Origin of the sequence: Streptomyces sp. NRRL S-1022 (assembly GCF_000720135.1) — a bacterium.
Classification (GTDB): Bacteria; Actinomycetota; Actinomycetes; order Streptomycetales; family Streptomycetaceae; genus Streptomyces.
The window spans coordinates 77,998-92,452 of sequence record NZ_JOIU01000005.1 but is presented as its reverse complement, the minus strand read 5'-3'; the positions used below and the strand labels follow the sequence as shown (position 1 = coordinate 92,452).

Annotated in this window: 12 protein-coding genes and 1 pseudogene; 7 read left to right on the top strand and 6 right to left on the bottom strand. The window is 75.7% G+C overall.

Annotated elements, in window-relative coordinates; genetic code table 11:
- Nucleotides 1–20: 20 nt before the first annotated feature.
- Nucleotides 21–1,394, bottom strand: coding sequence for a cryptochrome/photolyase family protein (locus IG05_RS0106465; protein ID WP_030340001.1), 1,374 nt, complete (start codon nt 1,392–1,394; stop codon nt 21–23).
- Between the two features lie 441 nt (nt 1,395–1,835).
- Between IG05_RS0106465 and IG05_RS41930 the strand changes: the two genes are divergently transcribed.
- Complete coding sequence (locus IG05_RS41930) at nt 1,836–2,096, top strand: WhiB family transcriptional regulator (protein ID WP_030339999.1); 261 nt, start codon at nt 1,836–1,838, stop codon at nt 2,094–2,096.
- A 42-nt stretch (nt 2,097–2,138) separates the two neighbouring features.
- On the opposite strand, the gene IG05_RS0106455 is transcribed toward IG05_RS41930, so the two are convergent.
- From IG05_RS0106455 to IG05_RS0106440, 4 genes and pseudogenes are all read right to left on the bottom strand, one after another.
- Nucleotides 2,139–3,143, bottom strand: a complete 1,005-nt coding sequence (locus IG05_RS0106455) for a DUF5914 domain-containing protein (protein WP_030339998.1) — start codon at nt 3,141–3,143, stop codon at nt 2,139–2,141.
- Nucleotides 3,140–4,171, bottom strand: coding sequence for a phytoene/squalene synthase family protein (locus IG05_RS0106450; protein ID WP_030339996.1), 1,032 nt, complete (start codon nt 4,169–4,171; stop codon nt 3,140–3,142). The genes IG05_RS0106455 and IG05_RS0106450 overlap by 4 nt, the downstream gene beginning before the upstream one ends.
- Nucleotides 4,172–4,692: 521 nt before the next feature.
- Nucleotides 4,693–6,225 (bottom strand): annotated as a pseudogene (locus tag IG05_RS0106445) (phytoene desaturase); the annotation flags it as partial.
- The gene (locus tag IG05_RS0106440) at nt 6,222–7,580 is read right to left on the bottom strand and encodes a polyprenyl synthetase family protein (RefSeq protein WP_030339993.1); all 1,359 of its coding nucleotides are present in this window, start codon (nt 7,578–7,580) and stop codon (nt 6,222–6,224) included. The pseudogene IG05_RS0106445 and the gene IG05_RS0106440, both read right to left, overlap by 4 nt.
- Nucleotides 7,581–7,827: 247 nt before the next feature.
- Between IG05_RS0106440 and IG05_RS0106435 the strand changes: the two genes are divergently transcribed.
- From IG05_RS0106435 to IG05_RS0106410, 6 genes are all read left to right on the top strand, one after another.
- Nucleotides 7,828–9,081 (top strand): lycopene cyclase family protein, encoded by a 1,254-nt coding sequence (locus IG05_RS0106435; protein WP_030339991.1) that lies wholly within the window; start codon nt 7,828–7,830, stop codon nt 9,079–9,081.
- Nucleotides 9,078–9,806 (top strand): class I SAM-dependent methyltransferase, encoded by a 729-nt coding sequence (locus IG05_RS0106430; protein WP_030339989.1) that lies wholly within the window; start codon nt 9,078–9,080, stop codon nt 9,804–9,806. Before IG05_RS0106435 ends, IG05_RS0106430 begins: the two co-directional genes overlap by 4 nt.
- Nucleotides 9,803–11,383: an NAD(P)/FAD-dependent oxidoreductase gene (locus IG05_RS0106425; protein WP_324604994.1), complete on the top strand. Its 1,581-nt coding sequence runs from the start codon at nt 9,803–9,805 to the stop codon at nt 11,381–11,383. Before IG05_RS0106430 ends, IG05_RS0106425 begins: the two co-directional genes overlap by 4 nt.
- Complete coding sequence (locus IG05_RS0106420) at nt 11,383–12,165, top strand: MEDS domain-containing protein (RefSeq protein ID WP_030339986.1); 783 nt, start codon at nt 11,383–11,385, stop codon at nt 12,163–12,165. Before IG05_RS0106425 ends, IG05_RS0106420 begins: the two co-directional genes overlap by 1 nt.
- Entirely contained in the window at nt 12,162–13,115 is a 954-nt protein-coding gene (locus IG05_RS0106415; RefSeq protein WP_030339984.1) for a sensor histidine kinase, read from the top strand. The genes IG05_RS0106420 and IG05_RS0106415 overlap by 4 nt, the downstream gene beginning before the upstream one ends.
- A 142-nt stretch (nt 13,116–13,257) precedes the next feature.
- Nucleotides 13,258–13,629, top strand: a complete 372-nt coding sequence (locus IG05_RS0106410) for an STAS domain-containing protein (protein WP_051789550.1) — start codon at nt 13,258–13,260, stop codon at nt 13,627–13,629.
- Between the two features lie 54 nt (nt 13,630–13,683).
- Here IG05_RS0106410 and IG05_RS0106405 read toward each other — a convergent pair whose 3' ends face one another.
- A complete protein-coding gene (locus IG05_RS0106405; protein ID WP_030339981.1) occupies nt 13,684–14,436 on the bottom strand; it encodes a CbtA family protein in 753 nt (250 codons plus the stop codon).
- Nucleotides 14,437–14,455: the final 19 nt, after the last annotated feature.

The window sequence follows — 14,455 nt, the reverse complement described above, 5'->3', positions numbered from 1 at the left end:
CCCGCCGCACCGCCGCTTCCTCAGAGCCGTCCCCGGGCCTGCTTGAAGCGGTCGAGGCCCTCCGCCAGCGACACCACGGGCTCGGGGTAACCGGTCGCGGAGCGCACCGGTGCCGGGAGCTTCCACGGCTCGTGCGCGGCCGCACCGGCCACGTCCGCCAGTTCCGCCACCCAGCGCCGCACGTACGTCCCGTCCGGGTCGTACCGCTTGCCCTGGGTGACGGGGTTGAGCACGCGGTAGGGGCGGGTGTCGGTGCCCGTGCCGGCCATCCACTGCCAGTTCAGCTGGTTGTTCGCCACGTCGCCGTCGACCAGCAGGTCCAGGAAGTGCCGCGCGCCCACCCGCCAGTCGACGTACAGCGTCTTGCTGAGGAAGCTCGCCGCCAGCAGCCTGGCCCGGTTGTGCATCCAGCCCTCGTGGCGCAGCTGACGCATCGCCGCGTCGACCACCGGGTAGCCGGTGCGGCCCTCCCGCCACGCCTCGGTGTCCGCCTCCGCCTCCTTGCCGCGGCGCCACCGGTCGCGCTGGGTGCGGTAGTCCTGCGCGGCGGCGTCGGGGCGTGCGGCGAGCACCTGCCGGTTGAAGTCGCGCCAGGCGACCTGCCGTACGAACGCCTCCGCGCCCGCGCCGCCGGCCCTCCGGGCCCGGTGCACCACCTCCACCGGTGACAGCGTGCCGAAGTGCAGGTGGGGAGAGAGACGGGAGGTCGCGTCGCCGGCCAGGTCGTCGTGCCGTTCCTCGTAGGCGTCCACGCCGGCACGCAGCCACGCGGTGAGCAGGCGCCGCCCCTCCGTCTCGCCGCCCGAGCACAGCCCCGGCGACACGCCGCGCACGCCGGCGCGCTCCGGCAGCGGGGCGGAGCCCACCTCCTCCGGCACGGTGATCGCCCGCGGCGCGTCCAGCACGTCCCGCGTGCCCTGCGCGGACCAGCACCGGTAGTACGGGGTGAACACCGCGAAGTGGTCGGAGGAGGCCGGCGTCACCGCGCCCGGGGCCACGGCGGTGCTCACCGTCTCGTGGACGTACAGACGCCGCCCGTCGGCCTCCAGCGCCCGCCGCAGCCGCCGTTCGCGCCCGTGCGCGAAGCCGCTGGCGTCGCCCGCCATGTGCACCTCGTCGGCGTCCGCCTCGGCGGCCACCCGGCACACCTCCGTGACCGTGTCGCCCTCGCGCAGCACCAGCCGGCCGCCCCGCTCGCGCAGCCGGGCGTCCAGGTCCCGCAGGCAGTCGGCGAGGAACGCGAGCCGGTTCGGCGCGGCGAAACCGGCTCGGTCCACGGCTGGGTCACGCACGAACAGCGGTACCACGCGGCCTCCTCCGTGCAGGGCCGCACGCAGCGGAGGATGGTCCGACAGGCGCAGATCGCAGGTGAACACGACGACCGAGGTCTGCATGGGGCTCACTTTCCGCTTCCGGTGGGGTCACTCTCGAAATGGATTCGCCCCGTGGGCCGGCGACGGATGCGGTGTGGCGCCGGCGGTCCCCCGTTCGGGTGCGGGCGCATCCGCGACGACGGCCGACGGGGAAGTACCGCCCGTCCGGGAGCGGGGGAACCGCGGGGCGCGCACGGTCGAAATGGCCCGACGGTGCACGGCGGTGTCTCCGGGGCCGGGCGCCGTGCCGCGTGACGCGGCGGACGGGGCGGTGTGCCGTGTACCCGCGAGGCCGCCGCGTCCGCTGCCGGGCCGGCCTCGCGGGCGAGACCCGTATGTCCGGAAAGTCGGCTATGGCGTTCCGTGGCCGGGCGGCGTTAGCATGGCGTCCGCCTCTGCCGGGAACCGTGGCTCTCCTGCCGCGGTGTCACCGCTGCCCTGGTGGGCCCGTGGAGGTGCGACATGACACGTTCACCGGCGTTCCCGAATCCCGAACCCGACTGGCGCGTCCGGGCGCTGTGCGTCGGCGAGGACCCGGAGCTGTTCTTCCCCGTGGCGGAGACGGAGGTCGCGACCGCGCGTGCCCGCGCGGTGTGCCGGCGATGCCCCGTGCTGGTCGCCTGCCGTGACTGGGCCGTCCGGCACGGCGAGGCGGACGGTGTCTGGGGCGGCACGACCGCGAGCCAGCGCAGGGCCATCCGCCGTGCAGTAATGGGCCGGTGAGCGCCCGGTACCAGGACGGCCCCGCCGGCCCCCGTTCGCCGTTCAGCCGGGGAAGCGGCCCGTGGACCGCAGCTGCCAGCGGCGCTCGGCGTAGGCCAGGTCGTCCCGCCACAGCCGCCCGGCCGCGGCTCGCATCACGGGACGCAGCAGCGGTGCGACCCGGCGGGCGGCGGCGAAGCCGGGACGGCGCGAGGCTGCCACCACCGCCTCGACGACGGCGGTTCGCGGGCGGCCCGACCGGTCCGCGCCGAGCGGAGTCGCATGGGTCTCCACGACGGATCCCACTCCCTCGCCCTCGGTGATGTGCATGACGACCGTGCGGGGTTCGGGTGCCGTGAAGACGGCGCGGACCGGCACCACCAGCCGGCCCGCCAGCTTGAACGACACGTCGACGGTCAGGGCGTCCCGGCCCTCGTCCGCCGCGCCGTCCGTGCCGGGCGCGTCCACCACCGTCAGGTCGACGAACGAGTACGGGTGGAACCACGCTCCGTGCCACGGATCGAGCCGGTTGGCCACCACGTCCTCGGGCTCGCAGACACCCACTGCGGTGTAGACGGCCGTCAGGGCCCGCGCGGGCTCGGGACGCCGCGGTACGACCGGTGCCTCCAGCGGCTCCTCGCCGCCCACCGCGTCCAGCCGCACCCACACCAGTACGCCGTCGTCGTGCACCGGCAGCGGCAACCAGCCCGCGTACGGGCCGCCGTCCAGGGCCAGCCCGTGCCAGTGGCACACCAGCGTGCCGCAGCGCACCGGGCTGTCCCGCAGCGGCGCCCCCAGGTGCGGGCAGATCCCAGGTCCGCCGACGAGGCGCCCGCCGGGCCCCCGCCAGACCACGACCTCCTGCCCCGCCACGGTCCGTGCCAGCTTGCCGTCCCCGCGCAGGGCGCGGGAGGCGCCGACGACGTACCAGTTCCCGGACGGGCGGGCCTGCACCCGTTTCAACGCCGCGGCGATCACCGCGGGCCGCGCCTCGCGCCAGGTGGGCCGCTGGGCCTCCCAGGGCACGGCACCGCGGCGCAGCGACAGCGGCGGACGACGGCGGTTCACGCGACCTCCCCGGAGGAGCGGACGGCCACCGCCGGCGAGAGCACGGCCACGGGCGGAGGACCGGCGGGCGCGGGGGGCCGGTGCCGGGGCCCGGAGCGCGCGCGCAGCCGGGCCGCCGCCACCCGGACCAGCCCGTCGGCGGCGACCACCGCCCTGCGCCGTGTGCGCACCACCGACCGCCGGTGCAGCACCGTCCAGCCGTCGCGGGCGACGGCGTCGAGGATGCCGCCGTACAGGACGGCCGCGGTGCGGATGCAGGGCCGCGCCACCGGTTCCAGCAGGTCGATGCCGGGCACCGCCTCCCGGTACACGCCACGGGTCAGTGCCTCGAACTCCCTCAGCGCGGCGGTGATCCGGCGGTCGGGGCGGCCCGTCGCACGGCTCCACAGCAGCAGTTCCCGGTCGACACCATGACCGCCCAGCAGGTCGGCGGGCAGGTAGACGCGGCCGCGGTCCAGATCCTCGCCTACGTCCCTCAGGAAGTTGCTCAGCTGGAAGGCGACGCCGAGCGCCGCGGCGTACGGCTCGGCCTCCTCCCGCGGCACCACCGTGCCCAGCACCGGCAGCATCTGGAGTCCGATCACCGCGGCCGAGCCGTGCATGTAGGCGCTCAGGTCGGCGTAGCTGGGATAGGCCGTCACGCTCAGGTCGGAGCGCATCGCGGTCATGAAGTCCAGGAAGTGTGCGTGGTCGATGGCGTAGCGGCGGGCGGTGTCGGCGAGGGCGCGCACGACGGGCTCCGCGCCCCCGCCCCGCCGCAGTCCCTCCTCCAGCTCCGCCTGGAGGAGGGCCAGGGCCCGCGCCCGCGCGTCCGTTCCGGAGCCGGGGGCCGGCGAGTCGACGATGTCGTCGGCCCAGCGGGCGAAGCCGTACAGCGCGTGCACGGCGGGCCGGCGCTCGACGGGCAGCAGCCGCGTGGCGAGGAAGTAGGTCCGGCCGTGCCGGGCGTTGAGGTCGCGGCAGTGGCGGTAGGCCGCGCGCAGGGCCGGATCGGTGATCCCCGCCGCGTCCAGTTCTCGAACGGTCATCCTGCCCTGCCTTCGGTCGCGGGGGCCATGGGGCCGGCCGGCGGGTTCTGCGGTGCTTCCGGCCGCCTCGTGACGGCCGGGGACTCCGGCGGGCGGGCCGGCGGGTTCTGCGGTGCTTCCGGCCGCCTCGTGGCAGTCCGGGACTCCGGCGGGCAGGCCGACGGTTCCTGCGGTGCTTCCGGCCGCCTCGTGGCAGCCGGGGACTCCGGCGGGCAGGCCGACGGTTCCTGCGGTGCTTCCGGCCGCCTCGTGGCAGCCGGGGACTCCGGCGGGTGGGCCGGCGGGTTCTGCGGTGCTTCCGGCCGCCTCGTGGCAGTCCGGGACTCCGGCGGGCAGGCCGGCGGTCCTTGCGCGGCGGCAGCCCGGGTGCGCGGCGGTGTCGCCCTCGGCGGTGGGCTCGACGCGCTGGACGTGCCAGCCGTAGGCCTCGTCCCGTGCGCTCGCGGCCCGGCCGCCGGCTCCGGCCCGACGGCTCGGGGCGCGGACGAGGCCGGGGCCGGGGAGGCGGTGGGAGCCGTACCGCGGGTCCGGCCGGGGAGGGCGGAGGGGCGGGAGCGGGCGCTCCCCCGCCCGGGCGGCCCCGTGACGCGGGCGGCGGCCAGCTTCCCCGACAGCAGCACGGTCGGCACGCCGACGCCCGGGGTGGTGCCGCAGCCGGCCAGGACCGCGTTCTCCGTGCCGCGCACCAGGTTGCGCGGCCGGAACGGCCCGGTCTGAGCGAAGGTGTGGGCGGCCGAGAAGGGGGTTCCGGCGGCGTGGCCCTGGGCGTGCCAGTCGGCCGGGGTGACCAGGCACTCCTCCTCGATGGCGGCTTCGATGCCGTCCAGTCCGCGTCGCTCCAGCTCCCGCAGCAGCGTGTCCCGGTAGCGCGGGCCGAGGTCGGACCAGGCCGCCGCGCCCGGCCCGATGTCGGTGTTGGGGCAGGGGGCGAGGATGTAGTGCAGGTGGCGGCCGGGCGGCGCGAGCCCGGGGTCGGTGGCGGTGGGGCGGGTGACGAGCAGGGACGGGTCGCTCATCAGCCGCCCGGCGCGGGTGAGTTCGTCGAACGTCGAGTGCCACGCCGCGCCGAACGAGATCGTGTGGTGGGCGAGCCGGGGCCAGGTGCGGTCCGTGCCGGCGTGCAGCACGACCGCGGAGGGTGAGTGGCGCAGTCCGACCGGTCTGCGCGGCCGGCGGCCGAGCAGCCGGTAGGCGACGGGCAGGTCCGGGGTGAGGACGACCGCGTCGCAGGGGATGCGGCCGGCGTCCGTGACGACGGCCGTCATGCGCTCGCCCGACCGCTCCAGGCGGGTCACCCGCTGCCCGAACCGCAGCTCGGCGCCGGCCGCGGCGGCGGCGTCCGCCATCGCCCGCGGCAGGGCGTGCATGCCGCCCCGGGGGAAGTACACGCCGGCGACCGTGTCCATGTAGGCGATGACCGCGTAGGCGGCCAGCGCCCGCGCTGGGGGCACACCCGCGTACAGGGCCTGGAAGGAGAACACCCGGCGCAGCCGCTCGTCGCCCAGGAACCGGCCGATCCGCGCGTCGAGGCGACCGAACCCGCCGAGGGCGGCCAGCCGGGCGAGGTCGGCGTTGAGCAGGCCGAGCGGCGAGTCGAAGTTGGCGTCGATGAACCGGCGCAACTGGGCCCGGTACAGCCGCTGGAGCCAGTCGCGCAGCCGCCGGTAGCCCGCCGCCTCGGCCGGCCCGGCGAACCGCTCGACCTCCGCGGCCATCGCGTCCGCGCCGGTGTGCACGTCGAGGCTGCTGCCGTCCGCGAAACAGGCCCGGTAGGCCGGGTGCAGGGGGATCAGCTCGACGCGCTCGTACAGGCTGTCCCCGACGGCGGCGAACGCCTCGTCGGCCAGCTCGGGCATGGTCAGCACGGTGGGCCCGGTGTCGATCCGGTAGCCGGCCAGGTCGAGGCGTCCGGCGCGGCCGCCGGGCAGCTCGTCACGCTCGACGACGGTGACCCGGCGTCCGGCACCCAGCAGGTGCAGCGCCGCCGACAGGCCGGCGAGTCCGGCGCCGACCACCACCACGTGGTCCGTGGCACCGGGCAGGGTGCGGGTCACCGGCCGCTCCCCGCGCCGCCGCGGGCCGGTGCGGCGTACGGATCCGGTGCGGGACGCGGACGCGGACGCGCGGCGGCCTCCCCGGCCGGCCGCGCCCCGCCCGGCCGTGCCCCGGCCGTCGCGAGCAGCAGGGCGCGCAGCGGCCCGGCGCCCTCCGGATCGAGGGCGGCGCCGTCGAAGTGCCGCATCCCCTGCGCGGCCAGCCGGTCGATCTTCGTCTCCACGGTGGCGCGCGCACCGGTCGTGACCAGTACCTCCCGCACCTCGTCCAGGGCGCGCCCGGTGAGGGCCGGGTCACCGAGCCACCGGTCCAGCACGGCGAGCGCGGCACCGTCGCCGGCGGCCTCGGCCCGCGCGCGGGCGACCGCGACCAGATAGGTCGGCTTGCCCTCCCGGATGTCGCCGCCGGACGCCTTGCCGGTCTCCCCCGGGTCGCCGAAGACGTCGTCCAAGTCGTCGCGCAGCTGGAACGCCAGGCCCACGCAGCCTCCGGCGTCGCACAGCCGGCGCAGCGTCGCGTCGTCCGCGCCCGCCACGGCGGCTCCGAGGGCCAGGGGCCGCTCGACCGAGTAGAGGGCGCTCTTCAGGCGGGCGGCGCGCAGCACGCGGGGCAGGGACCGGGCCGCGGTGACCTCGCCCTGCACGTCCAGGTACTGGCCGGCCACCATCTCCGTGCGCATGTCGCTCCACAGCCGCCGCACCACCACCCCGGTCCACGCCGCCAGCGGGGTCTCCGCCACCAGATCGTCGGCCCAGGCCAGCGCCAGGTCCCCGGCGAGCACCGCCGCCGACTGCCCGAACCGCCGGGCCCGCTCGGGCCCGGCCCGGTCGGCGTACCTGTCGGTCAGGTCCGTGTGCAGCGTGGGCCGGCCCCGCCGCAGGACGGCCCGGTCCATCACGTCGTCCTGGACGAGTGCGCACGTCTGGAGCAGTTCCAGGGCGGCCGCGATCCGCAGGGCCGCCGCCGCGGCAGCGGGGTCCCGGCCGGCGCAGGCCCGCGTGGCCCACCACACCAGCTGCGCGCGTGTGCGCTTGCCACCCTGGAGGGTGAAGCGCGCCACCCGTTCGGCCACGTCCTGCGCGAACAGGGGATCCGCCAGCCGTGCGCGGCGCAGGCGCTCCTCCAGCACCTGGTCGAGCGTCCGGCCGACGGCGCCGGGCACGTCGGCGTCGACCCGCCGCACCCCGGCGGGCCCGTCCGGGAGCGGCCCGCACGTCGCGGGGCACGCCCCGGTCCCGTCGGGTCCCTCCCCGCCGCCGGTCGCCGGCCTGCGCGGAAGCGCCGCACCGGGCACCGTCGCGACCGGCCGCGGCGGCGCGGCAGCAGGGTGGTCCTTCGCCTGGGTGGGACGCATCCCGGTTCCCTCCGTCGTCTCCGTGTCCGTCGTTCCCGTCACCCGACTGCTTCCGCCCGGGCGGCACGGACGGATGCGCGAACGCCCCGCCCGATCGCGGGGTCCACCGGGGATCCGCCCTCTCCACCGTGCTGCACCCGGCGTCGGGCCGCTCGCCGTCGGGGGGCGCCCTGCATCCGCCGGGGTAAAGACTGCGGAAGACCGGACCGGGGCATCCGCCCCTCACCGCCGTGCGAGAGGAGACGCCGTGCCGGAAGCGGACGTGGCCGTCGTGGGCGCGGGCGCGGCCGGGCTGTCGCTGGCCCACCGGCTCGCCGGGGACCTTCCCGGCCTGCGGACACCGTCCGTGGTGCTGGTGGACGCACCGCCCGGCCCGCTGCGGCCGCCGCCGCGGACCTGGTGCCACTGGACGGCGGGACCGGGGCGGTTCGACGCGGCGGTGCGGGCCGAGTGGCAGCGGCTGAGGGTGCGCCCGCGCTCCGGCGCCCCGGTCGAGGGGGACATCGCCCCGTTGCGGTACCGCATGATCCGTTCGGACGACTTCGAGCGCGTGGTCCTGGCGGACCTGGCCCGCAGCCCGAACGTGCGGCGCCTCGAAGCGACCGTCGAAGCGGTCGAGGACGTCCCCGGCGGGGCGCACGTCCACCTGAGGGACTCCGCCGGCCGGATGCGGGTGCTGAGGGCCCGCTGGGTGCTCGACTCCCGGCCCCTCGGCAGCCTCCCGGCCGCCCGCACCGTCCTGCTGCAGCACTTCCACGGCTGGTTCGTGCGGACGGCCCGGCCCACGTTCGACCCGGCCGCGGTGGAGCTGATGGACTTCCGTACCCCGCAGCCCGCCCACGGCCTGTCGTTCGGCTACGTCCTGCCGACCGGGCCGTGCGAGGCGCTCGTCGAGTACACCGAGTTCTCCGCGCGCACACTCGCTCCGGACCGGTACGAGGCCGCCGTACGGCACTACGCCGACGAGGTGCTGCGGCTCGGCGACCGGCAGGTCCTGGCCAGGGAGACCGGTGTCATCCCGATGACCGACGCGCCGGTCGCGCGGCAGACCGGGGCCTCGGTCTTCCGCATCGGCGCCGCCGGCGGAGCGACCCGGCCCGCCACCGGCTACACCTTCGCCGGGCTGCAGCGCCAGACCCGGGCCGTCGCCGACGCGCTGCGCCGCGGGCGGCCCCCGGTGCCGCCCGCCGCCCACCGGGCGCGTTCGCGTGCCATGGACGCCGTGCTGCTCCGCGCCCTGGACAGCGGCCGGGCCGACGGCCCGGAGCTCTTCGGCCGTCTGTTCACCCGCGTGCCCATGGCACGGCTGCTGCGCTTCCTCGACGGGAGCACCCGCCTCCACGAGGACCTGTGCATCGGCCTGCGCACGCCCGTCGGGCCCATGCTGCGCTCCGCGCTGGAGCTGCCCCGCCTGCCCCGCCGCCCCTTCGACCTGCCCGTGCCCCCGCACGCGCCGGCACCACCCGCCGACCCGCCCCTGCCTCCGACGGAGACCGCATGACGCTGCTGCGCGACGAGCACCTCGCCGCCGCCTTCGACCACGCCTCCCGCACCTACGACACGCTGGTGGCCGCCAACCCCGGCTACCACGCCCACCTGCGCCGTTCGGTGCGCCGGCTCGGCCTGCCCGGACAAGGGCAGGGGCTGCGCCTGCTCGACCTCGGCTGCGGGACCGGCGCCTCCACCGCCGCCCTGCGGTCCGTCCTGCCCGCCGCCGGCATCACCGCCGTGGACGCCTCGGCCGGCATGCTGCGGCGGGCCGCCGCCAAGCCGTGGGCGGACGGGGTGGCCTTCGTGCACGCCCCCGCCGAACGGCTGGCCGAGGCCGGGGTGCGCGGCCCCTTCGACGCCGTGTTCGCGGCCTACCTCGTCCGCAACGTCACCGATCCCGACGCCGTCCTCGCCGCCGTGCACGGGCTGCTGCGGCCGGGCGGCCGGCTCGGCGTGCACGAGTACACCCTCAGCGGGCGCCGCGCCGACCGCGCGACCTGGGCGCTGGTGTGCCGCGGTGTCGTACAGCCCGTGGCGACCCTGCTCGGGGACGGACCGTTGTACCGGCACCTGTGGCGCAGCGTGGTCGAGTTCGACACGGCCGGGCGGTTCGAGCGGCGGCTGGCCGCGGCCGGCTTCGAGCGGGTCCGGGCCGTGCCGCTGCCGGGCTGGCAGACGGGCATCACCCACACCTTCGTCGCCCGCCGGCCGTACGACCACGAGGCGGACGCGTGAGGACCCCGCGCCAGGGCGGCGCACGCCGGGGACGCGACCGCCGGGCCCGGGTGCTGCCCGCCCGGCCCGGCGCCCCCCGGGTGCAGGGGACGCCGCCGTCGGTGGCGGTGGTCGGCGCGGGCATCGCGGGCCTGGCCGCCGCCACCGTGCTCGCCGAGCGCGGGGTGGCCGTCACCGTGTACGAGAAGCGGCCGTACCTCGGCGGACGGGTGGGCGGATGGCCGACCGGACTGCGCGACGGCACCACGGTGACCATGAGCCGCGGCTTCCACGCCTTCTTCCGCCAGTACTACAACCTGCGCGGACTGCTGCGCCGGACCGACCCCGGCCTCGAACGGCTCGTCGCCCTCCCGGACTACCCGCTGCTGCACGCCGGCGGCCTGCGCGACAGCTTCCGGCACGTCCCGCGCACGCCGCCGCTCAGCGCGCTCGGTTTCGTCGCGCTCAGTCCCTCCTTCCGGCTCGCCGACCTGCGCGCGATGGACCCCCTGGCGGCCCTGCCGCTGCTCGACGTGCGGGTGCCGGAGGTGTACGACCGTCTGGACGGCACCAGCGCCCACGCCTTCCTGGACGCCGTGGGCTTCCCCGAGACCGCCCGCCACCTGGCCTTCGAGGTGTTCTCCCGGAGCTTCTTCGCCGACCCGCGGGAGCTTTCGGCGGCCGAGATGGCGCTGATGTTCCACATCTACTTCCTCGGTTCCGCCGAAGGACTGCTGTTCGACGTGCCCCGGGCGCCCTTCCCCGCCGCCCTGTGGGACCCGCTCGCCGGCTACCTGGCCCGGCACCGCGCGCAGGTGCGCACCGGCACCCCCGTCGAGCACGTCGCACCCGTCCCGGACGGCGGATTCATGGTCGCCTCCGACGGGGCGGAACGGCGCCACGACGGGGTCGTCCTCGCCCTGGACGGCGCGGGCCTGCGCGCACTGGTCGAGCACTGCGGGAACCTGGGCGACGCGGCCTGGCGCGAGCGGATCGGACGGCTGCGCACCGCACCGCCCTTCCTGGTGAGCCGGCTGTGGCTGGACCGGCCCGTCGCGCCGGACCGTCCCGGCTTCCTCGGCACCAGCGGCTTCGGCACCCTCGACAACATCAGCGTGCTGGAGCGGTACGAGGACGAGGCGGCCCGCTGGTGCGCGCGCACCGGCGGCTCCGTGGTCGAGCTGCACGCCTACGCCGTACCGCCCGGATCCGCCCGGGACGTCGAACAGAAGCGTCTCCTCGGCCAGCTGCACCGCGTCTATCCGGAGACCCGCACGGCCACGGTCGTCGACGCCCGCCACGAGTGGCATGAGGACTGTCCCCTGTTCCCGGTCGGCGGCTACGGCGACCGTCCCACCGTCCGCACCCCGCACCCCGGCCTGGTCGTGGCCGGCGACCTGGTCCGCACCGGTCTGCCCGTGGCGCTCATGGAGCGGGCGGCGACGAGCGGCTTCCTCGCGGCCAACGCACTGCTGGAGCGGTGGGGGGTACGGGGACAGACCCTCTGGACGGTTCCGGACCGCGGGCGGAGCGCGGTCCTGAGGACCCTGGCCGCACGGGTGCCGGTAGAGTCAGGTGAGGAGGCCGAGGAGGGGTAGTGAGAGCGCCGCGCACCCTGACGAGCCTGGACGAGGCCGACTCCGGTGATCACGTCTGCCAGATGCTGGACCACGCCGACGATGTCATCGACCGCAGCCGGGCCTTCGTCGCGGACGGAGCGCTGCACCGCGACAAGGTGGTGATCGTCGGTCCGATGCCGCGTACGGAGAGCGGGTTCCCGCGGGTCGTGCTCGACCCCGCCAGGTTGCGGGGTTCCCTCCTGGCCGCGGTGCGCCGGGAGGCGGCCACCGCCGGCCGGCAGGGATTCCGTTCGCTCCGTGTGCTGCACCACGTCGGCCCCGGCTGCTGCCCCGAGCAGGCCGAAGAGCTGCTGCGCAGCGAACTCGACCTGGAGGAGTTCGCCGCCGACACCGGAGCCCTGGTGGTCTGCGCCTACCACGGCCCCGACTGGGATCTCCCCACTCTCCAGCGGATCGGGTGCGTGCATCCCCACTGGCTGGGCAGTCGTCCGGTATCTCCCGCTTTCCGGGTGTTCCGGGCAGGAAAGGAGAGCTGGGCGGTGAACGGGATCGTCGACAGCGACGGCGCGGCCGCCTTCGGCGCCGTCGTCTGCGCACTCCTGGCGCAGGCTGCGACGGTGCGCCTGCTCTGCCACACCCTGGAGTTCTTCGACGCGGCCGGGATGAGTGCCCTGGCCGACGCCGTCAGGCTCCTTCCGGACCGCAAGATCGTCCTGGAAGGCGGCAACGACACCGTGCGGCTCTCCTGGGAGCTGTCCGGCTTCGCCGGCCCCGACGTCCCGGTGGTGATGGCGCCGTGACCTCCTTCGCGTCCGCCTCCGCCGCGGCCGGCCCCGGATACCGGCACGAGCTGTACCCGTACTCCGGCAGGGACGAGTTCGTCGAGGGCACCCTGCGTTTCATCCGCGACGCACTCGACGGCGACGAGGCCGTCGTCGTGGCCGTACCGCAGGACAAGGCGTCCCTGCTGCGCGCCGAGATCCGCGAGGACGACGCCGTGCACTATGTCGACACGAGCCGGGTGGCGCACCATCCGGGCCGGCTGATCGCCGCCTGGCAGGAATGGCTCCAGGAGTACGCCTCGGAGGGGCGGCCCGTCCGCGGGATCGGCGAATCGCCCTGGGACAAGGTCAGCTGCCAGGCCGAGGCCCAGGAACTGCGCTACCACGAGTGGCTCCTGAACAAGGCCTTCGCCCAGGGGCCGGCCTGGTGGCTGCTGTGCCCCTACGACACCGCCCAGGACGAGGCCGCGCTCGCACAGATGGCCGGCTGCCACCCCGAGCTGCGCGAGGGCGGCCGGACGGTGCCGTGCGAGGCGTACGACCCGCGGGCATCCTATGCGTTCACGCCTCTCACCGGCCCCTGCGATCCGTACGACGAGTTCGCCTACACCAAGGGAGAGCTGTCCGCCGTCCGCGACAAGATCGCCGCCTGCGCCGAACAGCACGGCCTGACGGGCCGGCGCCTGCGCGAGCTGCACCTCGCCGCCACCGAGGTGGCCACCAACAGCATCCGCCACGGCGGCGGACACGGCGTGCTGCGGACGTGGAGCGAGGACCGCCGGCTCGTGTGCGAGTTCCGTGACGACGGCTACATCGACGACCCCCTGGCCGGACGGAGGAGGCCGGACCCCCGGCAGACGGGCGGACGCGGTCTGTGGCTGGTCCAGCAGCTCTGCGACCTCGTGGAGATCAGGTCCACCCCGCACGAGGGCACCACGGTACGTCTCCACACCGCGCTGTCCGGGTGATCCACCGGTGCCGGCCGATTCCCGCCGGCGTCCCGCTACCCTGAAGCCAGGCCGGTTGAAGGCAGGAGGGCGGGTAGGCGTAGAAGAGTGCCCATGCGGCGCTGGACAGGACAAACGGTCAAGATGGGAGCACCTTCACCCCATGCTCACCGTGCGGATGCAGGGCGAGAACACGACAGTCGCACAACTCCCCGAGGAGATCGATTACGACACCGCCCCACTCGTCGGCGCCCAGTGCGAGGACTTGATCCGGCAGGGCTGCGCCACCCTGGTACTGGACGCGTCCCGGCTGGAGTACCTCGACTCGTCGGGCGTCAGCATGCTCATCACGCTGTGGCGCATACTCGACGACCGCGCCGGCACCCTGCGCCTCGCCGCTCTGAACAGCCACTACCGGCACGTGTGGAACATCCTCGGCCTGAACGCACTGCTCCCCGTCTTCCCCTCGGCGGAGGCCGCCCTCGACGCACCCGCCCCACCCGGCCGCGTGGACGCACACGAGCAGACGGCATAACCGGCCGCCCGTCAGCCGGATGGTTCCGGAATGCCGTCTGTCGTCCGGAAGGGATCAGTGCGCGGCCGGGACCGCGGGGCCGCTCGCTGCCGTCGCCGGCCTGGGGTTGAGCAGGCGTTCCGCCAGTTCCCCGAAGAGCAGGCCGAAGCCGGCCCACAGGACGGACTGGATGCCCAGTGCGGACAGCCGGAACCGCCACAGCACGGCGGCCGGGAAGTCCTTCGGCACCTCGTTGACGACGGGCAGGAACTCGTAGGCCAGACCGATCACGACGGCGAACGCGGCCACCGCGACGACCGTGGCCCACCAGGTGCCCAGAGCGGGCGCCAGGCGCTTGCCCAGGATGGTGGCGGCGACCGCGAGGAGGACGCTGAGCAGCATCATCAGGAAGTACAGCGTGGTCCGCTTGCCGATGGTGTCGGGGTCACCGACCGACGGCGGGTTCGCCGGGTACTTCAGGAAGGGCACGACGTAGACGGCGAGCAGGGCACAGCCGGACAGCAGCAGCGCGGTCGCCCGCGGACCGAAGCGGCCCACGCGGCCCAGGGCGAAGCAGTACGCGAGCGCGGCGATGCCGCCGAAGGCGACGCCGTAGACGAGGACGCCCGTGGCGAGGCCGGCCGTGGACTGCAGGGAGCGGGAGACGACTTCCATCTCGTGCTCGTGGGAGTGGGCGTCCTCGAAGGCGATCGCCTTGTCGACGCTCGGCTCGCCGAGGAGGTAGGCGGCGACGAGGGCGAGCACGCCGGCCGCGAGGCCGGCGAGCATGCCCCGCACGAGAAGGTTTCTTACCGTTGCGGAGTTCATGGGCGTGCGGCGTCCCTCG

Excerpts from the sequence above, each read along its gene's own strand:
- IG05_RS0106465 (WP_030340001.1), bottom strand. The coding sequence starts at position 1,394 with ATGCAGACCTCGGTCGTCGTGTTCACCTGCGATCTGCGCCTGTCGGAC.
- IG05_RS41930 (WP_030339999.1), top strand. The coding sequence starts at position 1,836 with ATGACACGTTCACCGGCGTTCCCGAATCCCGAACCCGACTGGCGCGTC.
- IG05_RS0106450 (WP_030339996.1), bottom strand. The coding sequence starts at position 4,171 with ATGACCGTTCGAGAACTGGACGCGGCGGGGATCACCGATCCGGCCCTG.
- IG05_RS0106440 (WP_030339993.1), bottom strand. The coding sequence starts at position 7,580 with ATGCGTCCCACCCAGGCGAAGGACCACCCTGCTGCCGCGCCGCCGCGG.
- IG05_RS0106430 (WP_030339989.1), top strand. The coding sequence starts at position 9,078 with ATGACGCTGCTGCGCGACGAGCACCTCGCCGCCGCCTTCGACCACGCC.
- IG05_RS0106410 (WP_051789550.1), top strand. The coding sequence starts at position 13,258 with ATGCTCACCGTGCGGATGCAGGGCGAGAACACGACAGTCGCACAACTC.
- IG05_RS0106405 (WP_030339981.1), bottom strand. The coding sequence starts at position 14,436 with ATGAACTCCGCAACGGTAAGAAACCTTCTCGTGCGGGGCATGCTCGCC.